This window comes from Rhodanobacter humi (assembly GCF_041107455.1).
Lineage (GTDB): Bacteria > Pseudomonadota > Gammaproteobacteria > Xanthomonadales > Rhodanobacteraceae > Rhodanobacter_A.
The window spans coordinates 2,068,337-2,089,229 of the sequence record NZ_JBGBPY010000001.1 but is presented as its reverse complement, the minus strand read 5'-3'; the positions used below and the strand labels follow the sequence as shown (position 1 = coordinate 2,089,229).

At 67.9% G+C, this 20,893-nt stretch carries 24 protein-coding genes; 9 read left to right on the top strand and 15 right to left on the bottom strand.

Annotated elements, in window-relative coordinates; translation table 11 throughout:
• The first annotated feature begins 148 nt into the window (after window positions 1-148).
• The 3 genes from AB7878_RS09210 to AB7878_RS09200 are packed head-to-tail and all read left to right on the top strand — an operon-like array spanning window position 149 to window position 1,018.
• The gene (locus AB7878_RS09210; protein WP_369494075.1) at window positions 149-445 is read left to right on the top strand and encodes a nucleotidyltransferase family protein; all 297 of its coding nucleotides are present in this window, start codon (window positions 149-151) and stop codon (window positions 443-445) included.
• Window positions 442-789, top strand: a complete 348-nt coding sequence (locus AB7878_RS09205; protein ID WP_369494074.1) for a HepT-like ribonuclease domain-containing protein — start codon at window positions 442-444, stop codon at window positions 787-789. The genes AB7878_RS09210 and AB7878_RS09205 overlap by 4 nt, the downstream gene beginning before the upstream one ends.
• Entirely contained in the window at window positions 782-1,018 is a 237-nt protein-coding gene (locus AB7878_RS09200; protein WP_439653779.1) for a DUF3820 family protein, read from the top strand. The genes AB7878_RS09205 and AB7878_RS09200 overlap by 8 nt, the downstream gene beginning before the upstream one ends.
• Before the next feature lie 9 nt (window positions 1,019-1,027).
• On the opposite strand, the gene AB7878_RS09195 is transcribed toward AB7878_RS09200, so the two are convergent.
• The 3 genes from AB7878_RS09195 to AB7878_RS09185 all read right to left on the bottom strand — a co-directional run bounded on the left by AB7878_RS09195 (window position 1,028) and on the right by AB7878_RS09185 (window position 3,650).
• Window positions 1,028-2,044 (bottom strand): YheT family hydrolase, encoded by a 1,017-nt coding sequence (locus AB7878_RS09195; protein ID WP_369494073.1) that lies wholly within the window; start codon window positions 2,042-2,044, stop codon window positions 1,028-1,030.
• Window positions 2,041-2,856 (bottom strand): lysophospholipid acyltransferase family protein, encoded by an 816-nt coding sequence (locus AB7878_RS09190; RefSeq protein WP_369494072.1) that lies wholly within the window; start codon window positions 2,854-2,856, stop codon window positions 2,041-2,043. Before AB7878_RS09190 ends, AB7878_RS09195 begins: the two co-directional genes overlap by 4 nt.
• Window positions 2,857-3,134: 278 nt before the next feature.
• Window positions 3,135-3,650: an Lrp/AsnC family transcriptional regulator gene (locus AB7878_RS09185; RefSeq protein ID WP_369494071.1), complete on the bottom strand. Its 516-nt coding sequence runs from the start codon at window positions 3,648-3,650 to the stop codon at window positions 3,135-3,137.
• Window positions 3,651-3,806: 156 nt separating this feature from the next.
• On the opposite strand from AB7878_RS09185, the gene phhA reads away from it, so the two are divergent.
• Together phhA and AB7878_RS09175 are read left to right on the top strand one after the other, a co-directional pair.
• On the top strand, window positions 3,807-4,700 hold the full coding sequence (gene phhA / locus AB7878_RS09180; RefSeq protein WP_369494070.1) for a phenylalanine 4-monooxygenase: 894 nt from the start codon (window positions 3,807-3,809) through the stop codon (window positions 4,698-4,700).
• A gap of 121 nt (window positions 4,701-4,821) precedes the next feature.
• Window positions 4,822-5,709 carry a patatin-like phospholipase family protein gene (locus tag AB7878_RS09175; RefSeq protein ID WP_369494069.1) on the top strand — a complete coding sequence of 296 codons (888 nt, stop codon included), beginning with the start codon at window positions 4,822-4,824 and terminating at the stop codon, window positions 5,707-5,709.
• A 37-nt stretch (window positions 5,710-5,746) separates the two neighbouring features.
• Here AB7878_RS09175 and AB7878_RS09170 read toward each other — a convergent pair whose 3' ends face one another.
• Window positions 5,747-6,622 (bottom strand): LysR substrate-binding domain-containing protein, encoded by an 876-nt coding sequence (locus tag AB7878_RS09170; protein ID WP_369494068.1) that lies wholly within the window; start codon window positions 6,620-6,622, stop codon window positions 5,747-5,749.
• Window positions 6,623-6,746: 124 nt separating this feature from the next.
• On the opposite strand from AB7878_RS09170, the gene AB7878_RS09165 reads away from it, so the two are divergent.
• The gene (locus tag AB7878_RS09165) at window positions 6,747-7,265 is read left to right on the top strand and encodes a lipocalin-like domain-containing protein (protein ID WP_369494067.1); all 519 of its coding nucleotides are present in this window, start codon (window positions 6,747-6,749) and stop codon (window positions 7,263-7,265) included.
• Window positions 7,266-7,449: 184 nt separating this feature from the next.
• Here the strand turns inward: AB7878_RS09165 and AB7878_RS09160 are convergent, their stop codons facing one another.
• The 11 genes from AB7878_RS09160 to AB7878_RS09110 all read right to left on the bottom strand — a co-directional run bounded on the left by AB7878_RS09160 (window position 7,450) and on the right by AB7878_RS09110 (window position 16,350).
• Window positions 7,450-8,118, bottom strand: coding sequence for an SGNH/GDSL hydrolase family protein (locus tag AB7878_RS09160; RefSeq protein ID WP_369494066.1), 669 nt, complete (start codon window positions 8,116-8,118; stop codon window positions 7,450-7,452).
• Window positions 8,115-8,819, bottom strand: a complete 705-nt coding sequence (locus AB7878_RS09155) for an RES family NAD+ phosphorylase (RefSeq protein WP_369494065.1) — start codon at window positions 8,817-8,819, stop codon at window positions 8,115-8,117. The genes AB7878_RS09160 and AB7878_RS09155 overlap by 4 nt, the downstream gene beginning before the upstream one ends.
• A 94-nt stretch (window positions 8,820-8,913) precedes the next feature.
• The gene (locus tag AB7878_RS09150; RefSeq protein ID WP_369494064.1) at window positions 8,914-9,327 is read right to left on the bottom strand and encodes an MbcA/ParS/Xre antitoxin family protein; all 414 of its coding nucleotides are present in this window, start codon (window positions 9,325-9,327) and stop codon (window positions 8,914-8,916) included.
• A gap of 77 nt (window positions 9,328-9,404) precedes the next feature.
• Window positions 9,405-11,180: a DUF885 domain-containing protein gene (locus tag AB7878_RS09145; RefSeq protein WP_369495746.1), complete on the bottom strand. Its 1,776-nt coding sequence runs from the start codon at window positions 11,178-11,180 to the stop codon at window positions 9,405-9,407.
• 14 nt (window positions 11,181-11,194) lie between these two features.
• Complete coding sequence (locus AB7878_RS09140; RefSeq protein ID WP_369494063.1) at window positions 11,195-12,862, bottom strand: SulP family inorganic anion transporter; 1,668 nt, start codon at window positions 12,860-12,862, stop codon at window positions 11,195-11,197.
• Window positions 12,859-13,473, bottom strand: a complete 615-nt coding sequence (locus AB7878_RS09135; RefSeq protein WP_369494062.1) for a ParB-like protein — start codon at window positions 13,471-13,473, stop codon at window positions 12,859-12,861. Before AB7878_RS09135 ends, AB7878_RS09140 begins: the two co-directional genes overlap by 4 nt.
• A 94-nt stretch (window positions 13,474-13,567) precedes the next feature.
• Window positions 13,568-14,272, bottom strand: coding sequence for a helix-turn-helix transcriptional regulator (locus AB7878_RS09130; RefSeq protein WP_369494061.1), 705 nt, complete (start codon window positions 14,270-14,272; stop codon window positions 13,568-13,570).
• 101 nt (window positions 14,273-14,373) lie between these two features.
• Window positions 14,374-15,000: a glutathione S-transferase family protein gene (locus AB7878_RS09125; protein WP_369494060.1), complete on the bottom strand. Its 627-nt coding sequence runs from the start codon at window positions 14,998-15,000 to the stop codon at window positions 14,374-14,376.
• A gap of 16 nt (window positions 15,001-15,016) precedes the next feature.
• On the bottom strand, window positions 15,017-15,421 hold the full coding sequence (locus tag AB7878_RS09120; protein WP_369494059.1) for a GFA family protein: 405 nt from the start codon (window positions 15,419-15,421) through the stop codon (window positions 15,017-15,019).
• Window positions 15,418-15,624, bottom strand: coding sequence for a hypothetical protein (locus tag AB7878_RS09115; RefSeq protein WP_369494058.1), 207 nt, complete (start codon window positions 15,622-15,624; stop codon window positions 15,418-15,420). Before AB7878_RS09115 ends, AB7878_RS09120 begins: the two co-directional genes overlap by 4 nt.
• Window positions 15,625-15,738: 114 nt before the next feature.
• Entirely contained in the window at window positions 15,739-16,350 is a 612-nt protein-coding gene (locus AB7878_RS09110) for a DJ-1/PfpI family protein (protein ID WP_369494057.1), read from the bottom strand.
• Between the two features lie 144 nt (window positions 16,351-16,494).
• Here AB7878_RS09110 and AB7878_RS09105 point away from each other — a divergent pair, with 144 nt between their 5' ends.
• From AB7878_RS09105 to AB7878_RS09095, 3 genes are all read left to right on the top strand, one after another.
• On the top strand, window positions 16,495-17,526 hold the full coding sequence (locus AB7878_RS09105; RefSeq protein WP_369494056.1) for a class 1 fructose-bisphosphatase: 1,032 nt from the start codon (window positions 16,495-16,497) through the stop codon (window positions 17,524-17,526).
• A 208-nt stretch (window positions 17,527-17,734) separates the two neighbouring features.
• The gene (locus tag AB7878_RS09100; RefSeq protein WP_369494055.1) at window positions 17,735-18,640 is read left to right on the top strand and encodes a patatin-like phospholipase family protein; all 906 of its coding nucleotides are present in this window, start codon (window positions 17,735-17,737) and stop codon (window positions 18,638-18,640) included.
• A gap of 93 nt (window positions 18,641-18,733) precedes the next feature.
• Window positions 18,734-20,785 carry a S9 family peptidase gene (locus tag AB7878_RS09095; protein ID WP_369494054.1) on the top strand — a complete coding sequence of 684 codons (2,052 nt, stop codon included), beginning with the start codon at window positions 18,734-18,736 and terminating at the stop codon, window positions 20,783-20,785.
• Window positions 20,786-20,893: the final 108 nt, after the last annotated feature.

Genomic DNA, 20,893 nt, shown 5'->3' with positions numbered 1-20,893 from the left:
GACGAAAGGGTCAAGCCTATACTGATCACGGAGCCGATGCACAGGCCAGACCGGCTGCCATCGGCACGATGCGCTTACCCACGAGAATGCTTCGGACTAAACTGCAGTCGAGTACCGCAACGACCACCCAAGCATTCGCGATGTAGCCATGAGCAAGTTGCTCGACGATCTGCGCGGACAAAAGGACGCCATCCTTGCCGCGTGCCACCAGTACGGCGCGCAGCGCATCCGCGTGTTCGGCTCAGTGGCCCGCGGCGAGGAACGGCCGGACAGCGACATCGATTTCCTGGTGGACTTTCCTCGTGGCTACGACCTGTTCGCGCAGCGCCTGCCGCTTGCCGAACGCCTGTCGGAGATCACCGGTCGTTCGCTCGACCTCGTTCCCGAGCACGAACTCAACCGCCACATCCGCGCCACCGTGCTGAACGAAGCGGTGGAGCTGTGAGTCGGGACTGGCGGGCTTACGCGCATCACATCCTCGACGCCATCGAGAAGATTCGGCGCATCCAGCAACGCGGCGACCTGACACGGGATGAGGTGCTCTACGACGCGACCTTGCGCAACCTGCAGACCCTGTCCGAAGCCACCCAGCGGCTGCCCGACGAACTCAAGGCTCCCCACCGGAATATCCCGTGGACGCAGATCGGCGGCTTCCGCAACATTCTCGTGCACAACTATCTGGGCAACATCGACGCAAAGACGGTGCAGGCCGTGGTACGGGATCAGCTGCCACCGCTCGAAGCGGTCGTCCGCGGCATGCTTTCTCCGGACACCTCAGACAGTGGTTGAACTCGCGGGATCATCGACGGAACCCGAGATCCTCCGGCGCCTGGTGACCGTGCGCATGCCGTTCGGCAAATACCAGGGCCACCTGATCGCGGACCTGCCCGGCGCCTACCTCGCGTGGTTCGCGCGCCAGGGTTTTCCGCCCGGCGAACTCGGCCGCCTGCTCGCGTTGATGCTGGAGATCGACCACAACGGACTGAAGCGCCTGCTCGATCCGTTGCGCGAGCGCTGAAATCCGGCGTCATCCGCCCGGGGTTTCGTCCGCCAGCGCGTTGAAGCGCGCCGCGATGTAGTCGTCGGTGAAGCTGGTCATGTCGCGGCCGCGGATGAAGCCGCAGTGGCCGCCGTGCTCGGCGATGTCCAGTTCCACGTTCGGCGGCAGGCGCAGCTGCTCGAACGCGCCCACCGGGATCACCGGATCGTCGCGCGCAGTGAGGATGGTGGCGGGGACCTGCATCGCCATCAGCGCGTCGGCGGCCACCGAATAGCCGTCCAGGTACTGCTGCAGCGAACCGAAGTCGGTATGCCGCCGCACCAGCGATTCGGTGAGCCCGCGCAGATCCTGCTTCAGCTCCGACATCTCGAAGTACCGGTGCTGCGGGAACGCCTTCTGCTTGGCCAGCAGCGAGTGCCGCCACTTGTGCATGAAATAGGCCTGGTAGAACCAGGGCGCCGCTTCCTCCAGCGAGAACAGGCCTTCGGCGGGATCGATGATCGGGCACACCGCCAGCGCGTAGGCGAGCGGGATGCCCACGCGCGAGGTCTGCAACGCCGCGCGCAGCGCGAAGTTGCCGCCCAGCGAGAAGCCGGCCAGCGCCAGCGGACGCGCCGGCCAGCGCGCGGCGATGTCGCCCAGCGCGTGTACCACCTCGTCGATGCGGCAGGAGTGGAACAGCGCCTCGTTGAGGCCGTGGCTGTCGCCGTGGTCGCGGAAGTTGAGGCGGAAGATGTCCCAGCCGTCGGCGAGCAGGCGGCTGCCGGTCTGCAGCACGTAGGTGGAATCGACGCTGCCTTCCCAGCCGTGGAACAGCACGGCGAGGCCGCGCGGCTGCGGGCGCGTCTTCTGCGCGGTGAATGCGCCGGTGAGGCGCACGCCGCCGCCGCCGTCCACCATCACCGGCTCGGCGCCTTCCTGCACCATGCGCGCGGCGCGCGGCAGCAGCAGGCGGCGCACTCCGCTGGAGGAGAGCATGGTCTGCAGATGCCCGCTGGTGAGCGGCCAGGACGGACGGAAATCCTTTCCGCACGGCAGGCTCATGCGACGCACGGCTCCTGCGCGGCATTTTCCAGGGCCGCGGCGATGCGCTCGCGCGACAGCTCGGCCATGCGGCGACGCGCGTCGGGACTGGCCGGCACCGGCTGCAGGAAATGCACCTCGGCATCCATCGACGGGCCGCCGAGCAGGCGCAGGAAGTTCTGCAGGAAGTTCTCGTGCTCGCGGAAACCGGCGTCGACCACGCGACGGCCGTCGCGCACGAAGCGCAGCGCCACCGGCTGCACGGCGACCTCGGCGTCCAGCGCAGCCTGGAAGATGCGCGCGTGGAACACCTTGAGCACACCATCATGGCCGGTGCCGCCCTCGGGGAACACCGCCACCGAACGGCCGGCGCGCAGGCGCTCCACCATCACCTGCATCACCGCGGCGAGCGAGTGGTTGCTGCCACGGCGATGGAAGATCGTGCCGCCGCTGGCCGCCAGCCAGCCCACCAGCGGCCAGTGCGCGATCTCCGCCTTGGCCACGAAGCAGGCCGCGCGCTGCGAGTGCAGCAGCTCGATGTCGATCCACGAGGTGTGGTTCGCCACGAACAGCACCGGATCGGCCAGCGGCTCGCCGACGCGCACCGCGCGCAGACCGAAGATGCGCATCAGCGCAACCGACCACCAACGCACCAGCCGATGCGAAAACGGTTCGCGACCGTCGCGCATCACGCGGTTGCGGTTCCAGCTCATCACGAACGCGGCCAGCATGATCGCGAGCACGGCATGCAGCAGCAGCAGCGGCACGCGCCACAGGTAGCGCAGCGGACGCAGGTGGTCGCGGATCGGCGGGGAGGCGGTGGCGGTGTCCATCAGCCCGTTAGTCTAGCGTCTGTTGCCCGCAACGTTAGAGCCTGTTCAAAGTCTCCGCGTAGCCCGCGCCGGGAGCTGTTTGCGCGCAGGCCAAGGAAGAACGAGGAAGTGGACGTCCGTCCACGACCGAGTGATGACGCCGGCATGGGGGCAAACAGACCCGGCCCTTCGGGTTGCCTTGCCGTGGCCGCCAGGCGGCAGCGCGCGGCTTGACCTGCCAGCCAGGCAGGCGCTGCGCCACGCGCCACCACCTGACGGCCACGGCAAGGCAACGCGGGCTACGTGGAGACATTGAACAGGCTCTTGGGCGACGACGGCGGATTTTCCGCGCGCGGCAGCGGCAGCGAAGGCGAACGCTTTACCGTGCGCAGCACGAAGCTGGAGTTGACGTCGGCCACGCCGGCGGCATTGAGCAGGCGGTCGAGCAGGAAGCGCGAGAAATCCGCGAGGTCGGCCACGTAGACGTGCAGCAGGTAGTCCATGTCGCCGGTGAGCGCGTGGCAGGCCACCACCTCGTCCCAGCCGTTGACGCGCTCCACGAAGCGCTCGATCACCTCGGCCTCGTGCTTCACCAGCTGCACGCGCACGAAAGCCTGCAGGCCCAGGCCCACCGCCAGCGGGTCGACCTGGGCGGCGTAGCCGGTAACCACCTGATCCGCCTCCAGCCGTTGCAGCCGGCGCAGGCAGGCCGAGGGCGACAGGTTCACCCGTTCGGCCAGCTCGGCATTGGTGATGCGGCCCTCGGTCTGCAGCACGGCGAGCAGGTGCAGGTCGATGCGGTCCAGCGCGGTCATGCACGATACCTCGACATATCATCCAATCCAAGCACGAATATTGCGTCCAAACCCTGGGCGCGCGCAACATTGCAAGCTTCGTGCGGCGGGTTTGCCGTATGCTCTGGTTGGTCATTCCGGCGCCGGCCGGAACCCCGTCCAGCCCCGGAGCCCGCCATGGAAAACACCACGCCCCGCAAGGTCGAACACCAGCAGACCGACCGCGGCTACATCCCGGTCTACGCGACGGGCGTGGTCGAGCAACCGTGGTCCGGCTACAGCCGCACCGACCACGAGGTGTGGGACACCTTGTACAAGCGCCAGCGCGAGCTGCTGCCCGGGCGCGCCTGCGAGGAGTTCATGGCCGGCGTGGAACGCTTCGGCCTCGGCGACGGCGGCATTCCGAAGTTCGCCGACTTGAACAAGGTGCTGGCCAAGGCCACCGGCTGGGAGCTGGTGGCGGTGGAAGGCCTGCTGCCGGACGAGGTGTTCTTCGACCACCTCGCCAACCGCCGCTTCCCGGTGAGCTGGTGGATCCGCAAGCCCGAGCAGCTCGACTACTTGAGCGAGCCGGACCTGTTCCACGACCTGTTCGGCCACGTGCCGCTGCTGCTCAACCCGGTGTTCGCCGACTACATGCAGGCCTACGGCCGCGGCGGCATGAAGGCGTTCGGCATCGGCCCCGAAGCGCTGATGAACCTCACGCGCCTGTACTGGTACACGGTGGAGTTCGGCCTGATCCACACCGGTGAAGGCATGCGCATCTACGGCGCCGGCATCGTCAGTTCCAAGGGTGAGTCGATCTACTGCCTCGATTCGCCCGCGCCGAACCGCATCGGCTTCGGCCTCGAACGCGTGATGAGCACGCGCTACCGCATCGACACCTACCAGCAGACCTACTTCGTGATCGACAGCTTCGAGCAGCTGTTCGAGGCGACGCATCCGGACTTCACGCCGATCTACGCGAAGCTCAAGGCCGAGCCCGCGCATGCGGCGGCCGATGTGCTGGAGGGGGACCGCGTGTTCCATCGTGGTACGCGCGAAGGGTTTGCCGGCGGCGCGGATACCTGAGCGCTACCACGCCCGATACGAATCAAGCCGGCCTCGCGCCGGCTTTTTCGTGTCACGGTCTTGCGTCGAGCTGCAGTCGCCTCCATGCGTGGATTCATCCCACTCAGCACGCAAGGAAGCCATGCTCATCGAATCGCTCGCCAGCCTCGATCTTGCCGGCATCGATACCCTGATCTTCGCCGGCGGCGGCAACCGCTGCTGGTGGCAAGCCGGCGCGATCTCGCACCTGTTGGCGCAGCACTGGCGATTACCCATGCAACTGGTGGGCACCAGCGGCGGCGCCGCCGTGGCCGCGGCCTTCCTTACTGCCGGGCCACAAGCCGCGCTTGCGGCTTGCCAGCGTTTGTATGCCGACCGTACCCGCATGTTCGAATGGCGCAGCCTGTTGCGCGGGCGACTGCACTACGCGCACCGCCACATCTACCCGGCATGGCTGGCCAGTTTCGTCGATGCCGAACATTTTCAGGCGCTGCGGCAGTCGAAGCATCGCCTGCAGGTGGCGATTACCCGACCGGCGCGCCGGCTGGGACTGCGCGGCTCCATCGGCATCGCCACGCTGGCCTATTTCGTGGACAAGTTCCTGCGTGGGCCGCTGCATCCCGAGCTGCCGCGCCGACTTGGCCTGCGACAGGAATTCCGCGAGCTGCGCGACTGCACCAGTCTCGACGAGGCGCGCATACTGCTGGCCGCGGCGGGTGCTGCGCTGCCGTTCATCCCAGCGCGACGCATCGACGGCGAATACGCCTTCGATGGCGGCTACACGGACAACGCGCCGTTGCCATCGCAAACCGACAGCGAGAAAGCGCGCACGCTTGTATTGTTGACCCGCCACTATCCGAAGTTGCCTGCCATATTCCGTGCCAACGGACGCAACTACTGGCAACCCAGCACACGTATCCCGGTGAGCATGCTCGACTGCACCGCTCGCGCCACCGTGCTCGACGCTTGGGCGCTGGGGGAGCACAACGCGCAGGAAGCACTCGCAAGCGGTGGGCTGCATATCGCGTGAGGCGTCATCGCGTAGCCGTGATGACGCCAGAACCTTCCTACAGCCCCAGGTTGCCGATGGCGTGGTCGATCACCACACGCTCGAGCTGGCCTGACGCGGGATTCGCCGTGTGCTGCGCTGCGTGCAGGCAGAGTTCGACGACGGGAAGCGGCGGCAAGCCATGCCTCTCGTCGAGCCGCACGAGCGAGGGCGGTATGCCGGCCGTCGTGCGCAGCGTGATGCCGAGGCCTGCCGCCACGCCCGCCCACAGGCTCTGCAGGCTTGCCGTGGCGTAGGCCAGCCGCCAGGGCATCGAGGCATGGTCGAGCGCCTCGATGCCTGCGCGACGGAAGAAACAGGGCGGGTTGTAGAGCGCGAGATCGAGCGGGACGCCGGCTTTCACGACCGCATCCGTGCCCGCGGGCCCTATCCACGTCATGGGCAGCGTGGCCACACGCCTGGCATCCGCGCGGCTGCCATGGCCCATCGCAAGCACGAGGTCGAATTCACCGCGATCGAGGCGTTCCAGCAAGACCCCATTGCGCTCCACTTCGACATCCACCCGCACCGCCGGGTGGGCCCGCTTGAACTGGCCCAAGGCCGCGGGCAGCCAAGTCTCCGCAAAATCGCCCGGCAGGCCGAAACGCACGACGCCTTCCACCGACATGCCGGCCACGCTGCGGACAGCTTCGTCATTGAGCTCAAGCATGCGGCGCGCATAGGAGTGCACCAGCTCGCCGGTTTCCGTCAGCACCATGCTGCGCCCCCGCTTGCGAAACAGGGGCTGGCCGAGCTGGCTTTCCAGCTTCTTGATCTGCTGGCTCGCCGCCGATTGCGAGCGGCCTATCTTCTCCGCCGCACGCCCCAGGCTTCCCAGTTGCAGGATCGCCACCAGGGTCCGCAAGGCGTCCATATCCAGGTTCGGCAAGGACATTGCTTTCGTTTTTCCGATGGAATGATTCTGAATTATCGGATTTTCTTCAGCGTATCCCGAGCCTAGCATTCGGTGACCCGTGCAGCCATGCGCGTGCACCACTCCAATCCCGGGGACTTACCGCATGAACGTCCATACAGCCGCCATCCGCCACGCCATGGCTGCACTCCTCTCGGCATGCCTGCTCTGGACGTCCGCCGCCTTCGCCGGCTCGGCGCACGGAGCCTCGTCGCTTGCCGGCACCTGGACCCTAGTGGCGGCCGACGTCCAGCACCCCGATGGTTCGCGCGCATCCGACTACGGTGCCCAGCCCAAGGGCCTGCTGATGATCGACAGCCAGGGACACTACTCGTTGCAGATCTTCAAGACCGAGCGGCAAGCCTTCCATGCCGGTGACAAGGCGAAGGGAACGCCCGACGAGTACAAGGCCGCCGTGATGGGTTCAAGCACCCATTACGGCACGCTCCGCATCGAGCCGGACCGCGGTGTCCTCGTTTTCCACATCCAGGGGGCTTCCTTCCCCAATTGGGAGGGACAGGAGCAGCGTCGGCAGTATCAGCTCGGCGATGGCGTGCTGAGCTATCGCGTGACAGCACGCCCCAATGGCGACGTACCGATCTCGGTCTGGCGGAAGATCGACTAAAGGACCGCGAAACGCCGGATGCCTGCATCCATCACCATGAAGAAGCAGGCACCCGCGTTTGCCCGGCAAATGATCGGACACACGGCGAGCACGGATCGTCGCCTGTCTCCCTCGGGCGAATGCGCGCTTCGAAACCCGTTTCCTGCCAAGCGGAATCGCAGCCTGACTCCACGCAGTCCCGACATCAACGCCCGTGCGCATCCACCCACGGCCGCACGATGCCGATCCACAGCTCGTAGCCCATGCGATTCATGTGCAAGCCGTCCTGGATGAACCACTGGGCCTGCGGTTGGCCATCCTTGCCCAGCATCGGCGTGAACACGTCCAGGTACGCCACCTGTTTCTGCGTCGCCGCGTAGTCGCGCACCAGGTCGTTCGCCTCGCGGATCTTCGGCAGCAACGCCTTGCGCGCCATGCTGGGCTTGATCGCGATGAAGGCGATCGGCACGCCGGGGTCGACGGCGCGCGCCTTGCGCACGAAGGCCGCGAAATCGTCGCGCACCTGCCGCGGGCTGTTGCCGGCCTCGATGTCGTTGTCGCCCGCGTACATCACGATGGCGCGGGGGTGATACGGCGCCACGATGCGATCGGCGAAGTACGTGCTGTCGGCAATCTCCGAGCCGCCGAAGCCGCGGTTGATCGTGTGCACTTCCGGGAAATCCGACGCCAGCGTCTTCCAGAAACGGATCGACGAGCTGCCGATGAACAGCACCGCGCCGGCAGGCGGCGGTTGCACGCGGTCGGCCTGCTCGAACGCCGCGATGTCGGCATTCCACTGCGCATGGTCGCTGGTCGTGCGCGCAGACGCGCACAGCGGCAGCAGGGCGAACAGCAGGATCAGCCAGCGTTTCATCGCGCCTCCCGTGGGGTGTTTCGTGCGAGTTCCGACACTTCCAGCACTTTGGCGATGCGCTTGCCGTCCCAGCGATAGACCAGGTGCTGCGCCTGCACGCAGGGTGCGACGACATCCGGATGGAACGCGGCCACGCATTCGCCGGACGGATCGCGCACGCTGTCGTACACGATGCCGTTGGAACCGGCGGCGCGCAACACGCGCGCCAGTTTCACGCTGGCCACATAGCTGTCCGGATCGTGCTCCTTCCTCCAGCCACCGCGAATGTCGTGCAGACGGCTGTCGATGCGCGTGCGGTAGCAGCGCATCTGGATGTCGCAGGCCGGTTCGGCGGTGGCGGCGAGGAAATGCTCGCGGTGATAGACGGTTTCTTCCACCGCGGTGGCCACCGTGTGCGCGGCGTAGAACACGCCCCAGGTGCCATCCGAAAAGCGGCTGCCGTCCGGATTCAAATGTGTGAAGGCAGCCATCACCGGCGTCGAGCCCGGACCGCTGATGCGGTGTTCCTTCGGCACCAGCTTCAAGGCACCGGCTTCCTCGCGCAGGCGCGGGTTGGTCAGCGCTTCGATCGCGAATACCGCGTCGAGATCGGCCGGATCGGCGATGCGGTCGTATACGCCCACCGGCGGGAAGCGGCTGGGCACGATGCGAAAGGCCTGGTTCCAGCGGATGCGCTTGAGTGGGGGAAGATCGGTCGACATCGGGGCTCCCGTCGCGGCTGGGGCCGCTGCTGCATGTGCCCGGCATCGTCATCGCATGCGGTATCGGCGGCTGCGACGATCGGTGTGAAACGCCTCAGCCGCGCTGAGCATCCAGGTACTGGCGCACCACGAACAAGTCGGCCACGTTGCCCGACAGCATGCGTTCCAGCGCCGAATGCCCGCCGAACAGCGGCGCCGTGTTCGGCTTGCGCAGCCATGCATCCGCCTGCGCGGGATCGGGAAACAGGATCTGCAGATCCTTCCAGATGCCGAGCAGGTAGCTGATGCGCTCCAGCGTGTCGCGCCCCAGGCTGCCGTCCTGCTCGCGCTTCCACTTGTAGAACGTGGACTCGGGCGGATCGCCGAGCAGCTTGCGCTGTTCGGCCACGCGCAGGTCCCAGTGCTCGGCGAGGCGGAAGAAGCTGCGCAACGCGGGCGCCGTCAGCGCCGCGTCAGTGGGCGGGTAGCGTGATGCGGCTTCGGCGATGCGGCTGGCATGTGCGTTCATGTCGAAACTCTCCATGTGAAGCACATGGACAATTTACTGCAAAGTGGCAGTTTTGTCCAAAATCGCCAGCGCCAGCTTCAGGGGGCGTTCGGCGCACTCTTGCCCTTCGCGCAATCGCAGCCGTAATCCGGCTCCGGCCCGCCCTCCTTGATGAACTTGTCGATGCGCGCCTCCAGCACCGGCAACGGCACCGAGCCGGTGGAGAGCACGGTGTCGTGGAAGGCACGGATGTCGAATTTCTCGCCCAGCGCCTTTTCGGCCCTGGCGCGCAGTTCGAGGATCTTGAGGTAGCCCAGCTCGTAGCTGTCGGCCTGGCCGGGCCAGCTGATGTAGCGGTCCACCTCGTTGGCGATCTCCAGCGGGCTCAACGCGGTGTTGTCGGTGAGGTAGTCGATCGCCTGCTGGCGCGTCCAGCCGAGATGGTGGATGCCGGTGTCGACCACCAGGCGGCAGGCACGCCACATCTGGTAGGTGAGGTAGCCGAACTGCTGCCAGGGCGTCTGGTAGATGCCCATCTCGTTGCCGAGGTATTCGGAGTACAGGCCCCAGCCTTCGCCGTAGGCGGAGATGTAGCCGTTGCGGCGGAACGCGGGCAGGTTGTGCTGTTCCTCGGCCAGCTCCAGCTGCAGCGAATGGCCGGGATAGCTTTCGTGCAGGGTCAGCGCCGGCATGTTGTACAGCGCGCGCGATTTCAGGTCGTAGGTGTTGACCAGGTACGCGTCCGCGCCGCCGCGGCCGGAGGTGTAGTACGGCGCGATATCGGCCGGCACCGGGACGATGGTGAAGCGCGAGCGCGGCAGGTGGCCGAAGAACCTGCCCATCTTGCCGTCCACTTCCTTGGCCACCCAGGCGGTCTTGTCCAGCAACTCCTGCGGCGTCTTCGCGTAGAACTGGGGGTCGGTGCGCAGGTAGTGCAGGAAGTCGGCGAAACTGCCCTTGAAGCCGGTCTCTTTCATCACGGCCAGCATCTCGGCGTGGATCTTCGCCACCTGCTCCAGGCCGATCTGGTGGATCCGGTCGGGCGAGAGGTCCAGCGTGGTGTATTCGCGGATCTGCTGGCGGTAGTACGCCTTGCCGTCGGGCAGCGCCTCGGCGGCCAGTGTGGTGCGCGCCTGCGGCACGTATTCGTCGTCGAAGAACTTCAGCAGCTTCGCATAGGCGGGGATCACCTGGTCGCGGATGCGCTGCTGCGCCTCGCCGCGCAGCGCCTGCTGCTGGTCGGCGGGGATCGTCGCGGACATCTGCTTGAACGGCGCGTAGAAACCCGACGCCGTGGGATCGGTGAGATCCGCCACTGCGGCAATCGAGCGGTCGCGGCCCTTGAGCACCTCGCGTGGCACGCTGAAGCCGCGCTGCAGGCCCAGCCGCATGTTGGCTATCTGCTGTTCGAAGTAGTGCGGGATCTGGCCGAGGCGGTCGAGGTACTTGCGGTAGTCGGCCAGCGTGCGCAGGCGGTCGCCGCCCAGCTCGTAGCCCACGTCGCTCCAGAACGCGGAGTCGCTGTTGAACGGCATCTGCCACTGCTTGAACTGCTGGTCGGCGATGAAGTTGCGGATCTGCTCGCGGTACACCGCGTAGTTCACCCGGTTTTCCGGCGTGAGCTGCCCGACGTCGATCGCGTCGAGCCGGGTCATCACCTTCTGCCAGTAGTCGAGGCGCTGCTGCTGGCTGGCGGCGTCCACGTCGTCGAGGCGGCCGTTGTTCGGCTGCGATTCGCCCGAGGCGCTGATGCCGGACTGGCCGGTGCGCCACGCCCATTCGCTGCCGTAGATCTGCTGGAACCGCGCATCGGCGTCCTGCGCCGCCCAGGCCGGAACGGCCACGCACAACGCGCCCCAAACCAGCCACTGCATGCCCTTGGTGATCTTCACTGTTGCGGTGTCTCCATCGATGGCGGCGCGGAAACCGCCGCTCCGGCGGCATCTTCCACGCTCCAGTAGTCCAGCGCCTGTGGCGGAAGCTGGGGCAGCGCCGCGCGCAGCAGCAGCCCGCGCACGCCATCCTTCAGCCGCGCCACGCGCAGCGGCGTGTTCCGGCCGCCCAGCCACGCCGCGAAATCCGCCAGCGCCTCCAGCGCCGTGCCGTCCAGGTCCGGCGATTCCTCCAGGCTGAGCACCACGATGCGGCAATCCGCGCGGCGTTCCACCCGCTGCCGGGCCAGCGCCAGCACGCTCTCCGCGTTCGCGAAGAACAACGGCTCTTCCGGGCGCAGGATCAGCAGGCCGACCGGCGACCGCGCGTCGGGATGTTCGGCGAGGGCCACGAAATCGTGGCTGCCGGGCAAGCGCCCCAATTCGCTGAGTCGCGGCGTGGCCAGCTGGCGGATCAGCATCACCAGGCTGAAGGCGATCGCCGCCAGCAGGCCGTCGAGGATACCCAGCGCCAGCACCGCGATCACCGCCGCCAGCGCCACCAGACGGTCGCGCCGCCACTGCAGGTAGGGCTTGAACACCGACAGCCGCCACGACTTGCTGACCGCGTGGATCACGATCGCCGCCAGCACCGGCTCGGGAATCCGCTCGATCCAGTGCAGCAGCAACAGCACCAGCAGCAGCACGGTCGCCGCCGCCACCAACCCGGCCAGCCGCGAGCGCGCCCCGGCCGCGTCGTTCGCCGAGGTGCCCGAATAGCCCGCACCCACCGGCATGCCGTGCAGCAGCCCGGACAGCGCGTTCGCCACGCCCAGCACCAACAGGTCGCGATTGGGTTGCACCGGATCGCCATGCTTCAAGGCGAACGCGCGGATCGAGCCGTAGGATTCGGCATACAGCACCAGCAGCACCGCCGCGGCCAGCTCCACGCTGGGCAGCCACTGGTCGGGCCGGGGCCACGCCGGGAGCGTCCAGGCGGGGACGAGATCGATCGCGCCGGTCAACGCCACGCCGTGCCGTGCCAGCCAGCCGGACGCGGCCACGCCCAGCACGATCACCAGCAGGCTGCCCGGCAAGCGCCGCACGCGCTCGGAAAGGAACAGCAGCAGCAGCGCGACCGCGCCGGCACCCAGCGCAGCCGGATTGGCGCCGCCGGCCGAGCGCAGCAGGTCCACCAGCAAGAGCGGCACGAAGTCGCCGTGCAGGCCCGGCAGGCCGCCGAGATTCGGCAGCTGCTTCAGCGCGATCACGCAGGCCAGGCCGAACGTGAAGCCACGCAGCACCGGCCGCGCGATCAGGTGCGACAGCCCGCCGAGCCGGGCCACGCCGGCGACCAGGAAACAGCCGCCGGTGAGCAGCACCAGGGTGGCCGCCACCGCGGCGCGCGCGGCACCTTCCGGACCGGCCAGCGCCAACGTGCCGGCGGCGAGCACCGCCGCCGAGGACGAAGTGGCCGAGACGATCGCGTGGCGGCTACGGCCGAGCAGGCCGTAGCAGACCAGGCCGACGAACAGCGCGATCACGCCGGCCTGCGGCGGCAGGCCGGCAATCCCCGAGTACGCCACCGCCTCGGGCAGCAGCAGGCCGGCGATCGACAAGCCGGCCAGCACGTCGGCGCCATGCGCGCCCCCTGTGGCAGGGGCGGCCGGCGGCGCCGCGTTCATGCGATCGTGCCGCTCCAGCCCGGCAGATAAGCCGTCTCGTGGCTGTGTGCGAGCAGCAGCGCCTGCTCCATCGCTTTCGCGCCGATCCTGCCGCCCGGCAGCTTCAGGTGTCGACGGTAGAAGTCCGCCCACAGGAATTCCGCATAAGGCTCCGCATCCTTGGCGCAACCACCGGCCATGCGCACCCGCGCGGCAAGCGTGCGGTAGGGATCGTCGGCCAGGCCGACCAGGCCGGTCGGGATCGCGACGTAGTCGACGCGGCTGCCGCGCTGGTCGTAGGGGTGGGCCCAGCGGCTGAACTCCATCGTGCGCCAGAACACCTCAGGAACCAGCCAGGAGAAATCGCGCTGGATCATCACCGGCACGCTCTTCACGCCCTCCTCCAGCAAGGCGAGGCCGAGGTGGTGGTGGTCGACGATGTAGACGTGCTGCTTCGGCCCCAGCACGCCGGGAAACCAGTGCGAGGCGAGCAGTTCCTTGCGCTTCTTCCTGCCGAGCTCCTTCCATTGCGCACGCTTGGCCGCAACCTCGGCCTTGCCCACGGTCAACTGGGTCGGGCGCAGCTTGGCCGGAGCGATCGACAACAGGGGATGACGCACGGTCGATGACATGGCTCGCCTCCTCGGGCTGACGCGGTGTTGCGAGCGTAGCCGAGCGGGCAGATGACGGGCACGTGCGTCGCGCGAAATTTCCTGCGGCGGCAGGCTATTCCATGCCGGCGTAGTCGCCGCCCACCGACTGCAGGTAGGCATCAAGGTTGCGGCCCGGCCGGTCGGCGAAGCACTCGCCGGACACGGTGCAGAGCGCGATGCGGTCCGGGCGGAAGTTGCGGAACCCGTCGCGCAGCCGGCACCACGCGCCCAGCGTCCACTTGCCGCCCCAGAACGCCAGGCACAAGGGTTCGACCTCGCGCGTGCTGGCGTTGCCGGCCTCGTCGCTGTATTCCATCCGCAGCACGTGGCGCGCCTCGATCGCCGCGTGCAACAGGTCGATCCGCGCGGCGAAATCGGCCTTGCCCCGATCACGCCACACCGGCGCGTAGATGCGCGTGCGCGCCGCGCGCTCGCGCAGTTCGGGCGGCAACACCGCCTCGATCTTCAGCAGTGCGGTCTTGGCGCCTTCGGCCAGCCGGTCGCCCGCGAACGCGCGCACGAAGCGCGTGCCCACCACCAGCGATTCGAGTTCGTCAGCGTTGAACATCAGCGGCGGGATGTCCGAACCCTTGCGCAGCACGTAGCCCACGCCCGCCTCGCCCTCGATCGGCACGCCGGAGAGCTGCAGGTCGGCCACGTCGCGGTAGACCGTGCGCAGAGACACGCCCAGCGTCTCGGCGAGGTTGCGCGCGGGCAGCGCGGTGCGGCGACCGCGCAAGGCGTGGATGATGAGGAACAGGCGGTCGGCGCGACGCATGCGTGCATGATGCCGCGAACCGTGTCGCAGCGCCTGCGCCACAAGTCACCGCGATGCGACCGACGCGCCGCCGCAAGCCGCTGGCGCCGGCCGTCCATCGCTCAAGCCTGCTGTGCGGCAGCCAATGCCGCGTCGGCCGCGGCTGCGCGCTGCATCGCCGGACGCGAGATCACGCGGTCGATGTAGGCGCGGATCACCGGCGTCTCCGGCACCAGCTTGAACATGGTGGTCCAGTTGAGCGCGCCGCCCCACAACACGTCGGCGGCGGTGAAGCGTTCGCCGAGCAGATACGGACCCTGTGCCAGCTGGTCGGTGAGCGTCTTCAGCATGGTGTCGAAGTCGCCGTAGGGACAGGTCGAGGGTGCCGGCGCCTCGCGCTGCATCGACTTGTCGACCAGCGCCGGCTCGAAGCAGGAACCGTAGTACACCATCCAGCGCAGATAGGGGCCGCGCAGCGGATCGCCGATGGCCGGCGCCAGGCCCTTTTCCGGGAACAGGTCGGCAAGGTAGAGGAACACCGCCGGCTGTTCGGTGACCAGCGCACCGCGATGCAGGATCGCCGGCACCTTGCCCATCGGATTGACCGCGAGGTATTCGGGCTGGCGCTGGGTGCCGGCCTTGAGGTTCAGCACGTGCAACTCGTAGTCCGCGCCCAGTTCTTCGAGCAGGGCGCGAGTGCCGCCGGAGCGGCTGTTCGGGGCGTGGAAGAAGGTGAGGTCGGCAGTCATGGCAAGGTCTCCGGGTTCACAGGTGCCGCGTCTCGGCGGGCGGGTTCATCCGGTTGTTCGCGCGGCCGTCGCACCAGCGCACGGGTGCATCGATCAGCTCCCGCGGTTCGACGTCGTCGAGACAGGCGAGGTTGACCGACACGTAGTCGCCACCGATCTGCTCGACATAACCGCGTCCGAACGGGCGCACGCCGCAGTGTTTGCAGAACAGGTGGTGCGCGCTCCGCGTGCCGAACTGGTAGTCGGACAACGCGTCCTCGCCCGCCAGCAGACGGAAGTCCTGCGGCTTGATGGTGATGCCCCAGCTGCGCGTCTTGGTGCAGATCGAGCAGTTGCAGCGCCCGGTGCCGGCGGCGAGATCGAGATCGGCCTCGTAGCGCACCGCGCCGCAGTGGCAGCTGCCGTGATAGGTCTTCTTCATTTGCGACCCCGGATGGATGACACGAGGTGATGCAGGCCGGTCAACGCCACCAGGGTGAGGCGGCGACGATCCGCAGGGCGATCCTGCTCGCCTTCCCGTGCAGGCTTCGTCGGCAGGCGGTACTGGCCGTCCAGCAGCAGGCCTTGCAGGTACAGCGGCCGGTAGGCCATCAACACCCTGTCGATTGCGGATTTCTTTGTCATGGTGCGGGCTCTGTTTGAAAGTGCGGCCATGGATGGCCGCGGTTGGACTCCCAGAATCGGGCTGCTTTCCCACAATGAAAACTTGATCGAAGCCGCGCTCACGGACGAGCGCATTCATGCCGCCGCTGCCACGGCGCCCGCCAGCCACGGCGGCGGCAGGGCGTGCTTGTACAGGCGGAACCAGTGCTCGCGGTCGCTGGCGTTGTAGAGGTCCAGCGTGCGGATCACCTCGCGCGCAAACTCCACGCTGCCGAGCTCGCTGGCGGTGAGCGTGCCGCCGTCGCTGACCGCGAGCACGCCGGCGTCGTACTGTTCGCCGCCGCGGTAGCCGGGCACGTGCATGTCGATGTGGCCGGCGTGGTTGCCGGTGTGCCGGCAATGGTCGAGCAGACCGGCGCGGGCCAGCGCCAGCACGCCGCCATCGATGCCGGCCACCGGCGCGCCGGCCACGTGCACGCGGCGCGCGGCGGCCACCGCGGCCAGGCCTTCGCCGCGCGTCCACAGGTGGCCGCCGGGCAGGATCAGCAGCGCCGCGCGGTTGAGATCGAGCTGGGCCAGGCTCAGCTCGGGCTGCACCACCAGGCCGCCCATCGAGGTCACCGGCGCCGTCGAGAAACCCACCGCCTGCACCCGCCAGTCGCCGGGGCGACGGATCTCGCACAGCGCCAGCGCGGCCTGCCAGTCGGCGTAGCCGTCGAAAACGAGGAAATAAACCGTGTCGCGCATGCCGTTCCCTCCTTGTTGGAGGTACAGGATGCGCGGGTGCTGCTGACACCCTTGTGTCAGCAGACGGCTCAGGCATGGCGCGGTTCAGCGGAAGCCGGGACAATGCGCGTTCCACTCTGTCTGCCACCTTGCCACGGACCCGCCATGAAGCCCGTCTCGCTGATCCAGTTCCTGATCGAGGAACGCCGCGCCGGCCATATCAATGCCGAACTCTCCCTGCTGATCGAAGTGGTGGCGCGCGCCTGCAAGCGCATCGGCGTGGCCACCGGCAAGGGCGCGCTCGGCGGTGTGCTGGGCATGGCCGGCACGGCTGATTCCATCAGCATGAATATCCAGGGCGAGGCGCAGAAGAAGCTGGACGTGATCTCCAACGAGATCCTGCTGGAGGCGAACGCCTGGGGCGGCCACCTCGCCGCCTGCGCCTCGGAGGAGATGGAAGACCCGCAGCAGATCCCGGACGGCTATCCGAAGGGCCAGCACCTGCTGCTGTTCGACCCGCTGGACGGCAGCTCGAACATCGACGTGAACATCTCGGTGGGCACGATCTTCTCGGTGCTGCGCTGCCCTGACGGCATCACCGAGCCGAAGGCCGAGCACTTCCTGCAGCCGGGCACCACCCAGCTCGCCGCCGGCTACGTGGTCTACGGCCCGTCCACCCTGCTGGTGCTCACCTTCGGCCACGGCAGCCACGAGTTCACCCTGGACCGCGAGATCGGCAGCTTCATCTTGAGCCGCCGCGACATCCGCATTCCGGAAGCCACCGGCGAGTTCGCGATCAACATGTCCAACCAACGCCATTGGGAAGCGCCGATGCAGCGCTACATCGGCGAGCTGCTGGCCGGCAAGGAAGGTCCGCGCGGGCGCGACTTCAACATGCGCTGGGTGGCCTCGATGGTGGCCGACGTGCATCGCATCGTGACCCGCGGCGGCGTGTTCTATTACCCGCTGGACGCCAAGATCGCGAAGCAGGGCGGCAAGTTGCGCATCATGTACGAGGCCAACCCGATGGCCTTCATCGTCGAACAGGCCGGCGGCGCGGCCACCACCGGCCGCGAGCGCATCATGGAAGTGCAGCCCACCGGCCTGCACCAACGCGTGCCGGTGTTCCTGGGCTCGAAGCAGGAAGTCGAACTGGCCACGCACTATCACCGCGAGGCCGACGGCGCGCAGAGCTGATGCGTTTTCCTCATCGCCAGTTTGCGGTGAACATCGTTCTCTCCAGGACGTCATTCCCGCGAAAGCGGGAATCCATCTTCCGACTCACCGAAGATCGACATGGATGCCCGCTTTCGCGAGCATGACGTCGTCGAAAAGTTGGTTGCATCATCGCAAGCATCCAGGGGCAAGCAGCCCCATCCGCAACCTTCATTCCTGAACTTCTCCCATGCACCTCCGCCGCCTGCTCCTGCCGCTGCTCGCCACGCTCGCGCTCGGTGCCTGCACCCACGCGGCCAAGCCCGTGCCGCCACCGCTCGCCCCGCCACCACCGCCACCGAAGCTGAAGATCGGCCTCGCGCTGGGTGGCGGCGCGGCCAAGGGTTTCGCGCACATCGGCGTGATCAAGATGCTGGAGGCCAGCGGCATCCATCCCGACGTGGTGGCCGGCACCAGCGCGGGCAGCGTGGTGGGCGCGCTGTACGCCAGCGGCATGGACGCGTTCCAGATGCAGCAGGTCGCGTTCGGCCTGGACGAGGCGAAGATCCGCGACGTGCAGCTGTTCGGCGACGGGCTGGTGCGCGGTCGCGCACTGGAGAACTACGTCAACCAGCTGGTGCACAACCAGCCAATCCAGAAGCTGAAGATGCCGTTCGCCGCCGTCGCCACGCAACTGGAAACCGGCCAGCGCGCGGTGTTCATCAGCGGCAACACCGGCCAGGCCGTGCGCGCCTCCAGCAGCATCCCCGGCGTGTTCGAGCCGGTGGCGATCAACGGCAAGCACTACGTGGACGGCGGCGTGGTCAGCCCGATCCCGGTGGATGCCGCGCGCCAGCTCGGCGCCGATTTCGTGATCGCGGTGGATATCTCGGCCAAGCCCGACGGCACGAATCCGCAGGGCATGTTCAACATCATGGGCCAGTCCATCACCATCATGGGCCGGCAGCTGGCCAAGCAGGAAATCGCCCGCGCCGACGTGGTGATCCGCCCCGACCTGAGCGGCATCGGCCCCACCGACTTCGAGCAGAAGAACCTGGCCATCCTCGCCGGCGAGAAGGCCGCATTGGCGGCGATCCCGGAGATCCGCGCCCGGCTCGCCGCCGCGCGCGAGGCCACGCAGGTCGCCAGTCACTGAGCTGTCCGTCGCCTCGCCGGGGTGACTACCCGCACATGGTGCGTCGCCACCCGCGGTTGTAGCGTGGACGTTCCTCTGCCCCGGGTCCGTGCCATGCCGAAATCCTCGCCCCTGCTGGTTTCACTCGCCCTGCTCGCCGCACCCTGGGCCGTGCAGGCGGCACCGGACACGCCCGCCGCCCAAGCCGCCTCGCACATCGAGCAGCTGCAGACCCGGCTCGACCGGGTCCAGCGCCTCGGCGCCGTGGCGGTTTCGCCCGACGGCACGCGGCTGGCCTGGGTGCGCGAAGGCAAGCAACCCGCGATCGAGCTGGCCGATGCCGACGGCCACGGCGCGCACGCGCTGGACGTGGGCAAGGCGCTGGCCGGCTGCGACAAGCGCGACATCGCCTGGTCGCCGGATTCGCGCCGGCTCGCCTTCATCGCGAACTGCGGCAAGGACCTCACCAACACCGAGGCGATGCACAACGACGTCTACCTCGCCGACGTGGCCGGCACCGCCGCGCCGCACGAACTGGCGAAACTCGCCGGCTATGCCCGCGCGCTGGCGTGGACCCAGGACGGCAAGGCGCTGGGCTTCCTCTACGTGCCCGGCGCCACCCGCCACGCCAGCGCCACCGCCGCGGGCAAGCCGCAGGTGGGCGTGATCGGCGAAGACGCGCATGAGGAAGTGCAGCGCGTGGCCCGCCTCGACGCGAGCAGCGGCGCGCTGCACACGCTGACGCCCGCCACGCTGTACGCCTACGAATTCGATTTCTCGCCGGACGGCACGCGCATCGCCTACACCGCCGCGCCGCCGCCGGGCGACAACAACTGGTGGGTGGCGAAGCTCTACGTGCAGGAAACAAGCGCCAGCGCCGCGCCGCGCGCGATCGTCGATCCCGCCACCGTCACCGGCTCGCTGCACGGCCTGCAGATGGCGTTGCCGCGCTGGTCGCCGGATGGATCGCGGATCGCCTTCATCGGCGGCCTGATGAGCGACCAGGGCGCCACCGGCGGCGACCTCTACAGCGTCCCCTCGACCGGCGGCGCGTTGAGCGACCTCACCCCCGGCATCACCGTGACGCCGCAGTGGTTCACCTGGACCGGCAACGACGCTTTGCTGGTCAGCCAGAACGCCAAGGGCAAGGCGCAGCTCGCCACCTATGACCTGCGCGGCGACCGCGCCACGGCGCAGGCGCCGTACTTCACCCTGCCCGCGATGATCGGCGCCGGCGGCGCGGTGCTCTCGGTGTCGCTGTCGGCCGACCACCAGCGCGTGGCCTACGTGCAGACTTCCTACGAGCAGGCGCCGGAAGTGCACGCCGGCAAGCTCGGCAGCACGCCGCCGCCCGCCGTCACCACGCTCAACGCCGCGCTCAAGCCCGCCTGGGGCAAGGCGGTGTCAGTGGAGTGGAAGAACGAAGGACGCGACGTGCAGGGCTGGCTGCTGTATCCGGCGAACTACGACCCGCACAAGACCTACCCGATGATCGTGCAGGTGCATGGCGGCCCGGCATGGGGCGTGATGTCGAGCTGGCCCGGCATGGGCGCGATGTACGCGGCCTCCGGCTACTTCCAGTTCATGCCCAACCCGCGCGGCAGCTACGGCCAGGGCGAAGCCTTCGTGCAGGCCAACCGCAAGGATTTCGGCTACGGCGACCTGCGCGACATCCTCGCCGGCGTCGACGCGGTGGAGAAGCTGGTGCCGGTGGACGACCACCGCCTCGGCCTCACCGGCTGGAGCTACGGCGGCTTCATGAGCATGTTCGCGCCCACCCAGACCCAGCGCTTCCGCGCCGTGGTCGCCGGCGCCGGCATCTCCGACTGGCAGAGCTACTACGGCGAGAACCAGATCGACCAGTGGATGATCCCCTACTTCGGCGCCAGCCTGTACGACGACCCCGCGGTGTACGCGAAGAGCTCGGCGATCAGCTTCATCAAGCAGGCGAAGACGCCCACCCTCATCATCGTGGGCGACCGCGACGAGGAATGCCCCGCACCGCAGTCCTTCGAGTTCTGGCATGCGCTGAAGACGCTAGGCGTGCCCGTCCAACTGGTGGTCTACCCCAACGAAGGCCACCACTTCGTCGACCCCAAGCACGTGCGCGACATGCAGCAGCGCTCGCTGGACTGGTTCGCGAAGTACCTGCCGGCGTCGAAGTAGCGGCAACATGACCGGCCCTCCCTGTGCGGGGGCCGGTCATGACTCAGAGAATCTATTCATTCTGAATGATGCTTCGCATGCAAGTCATTGACTGTCAGGCCATTTGAC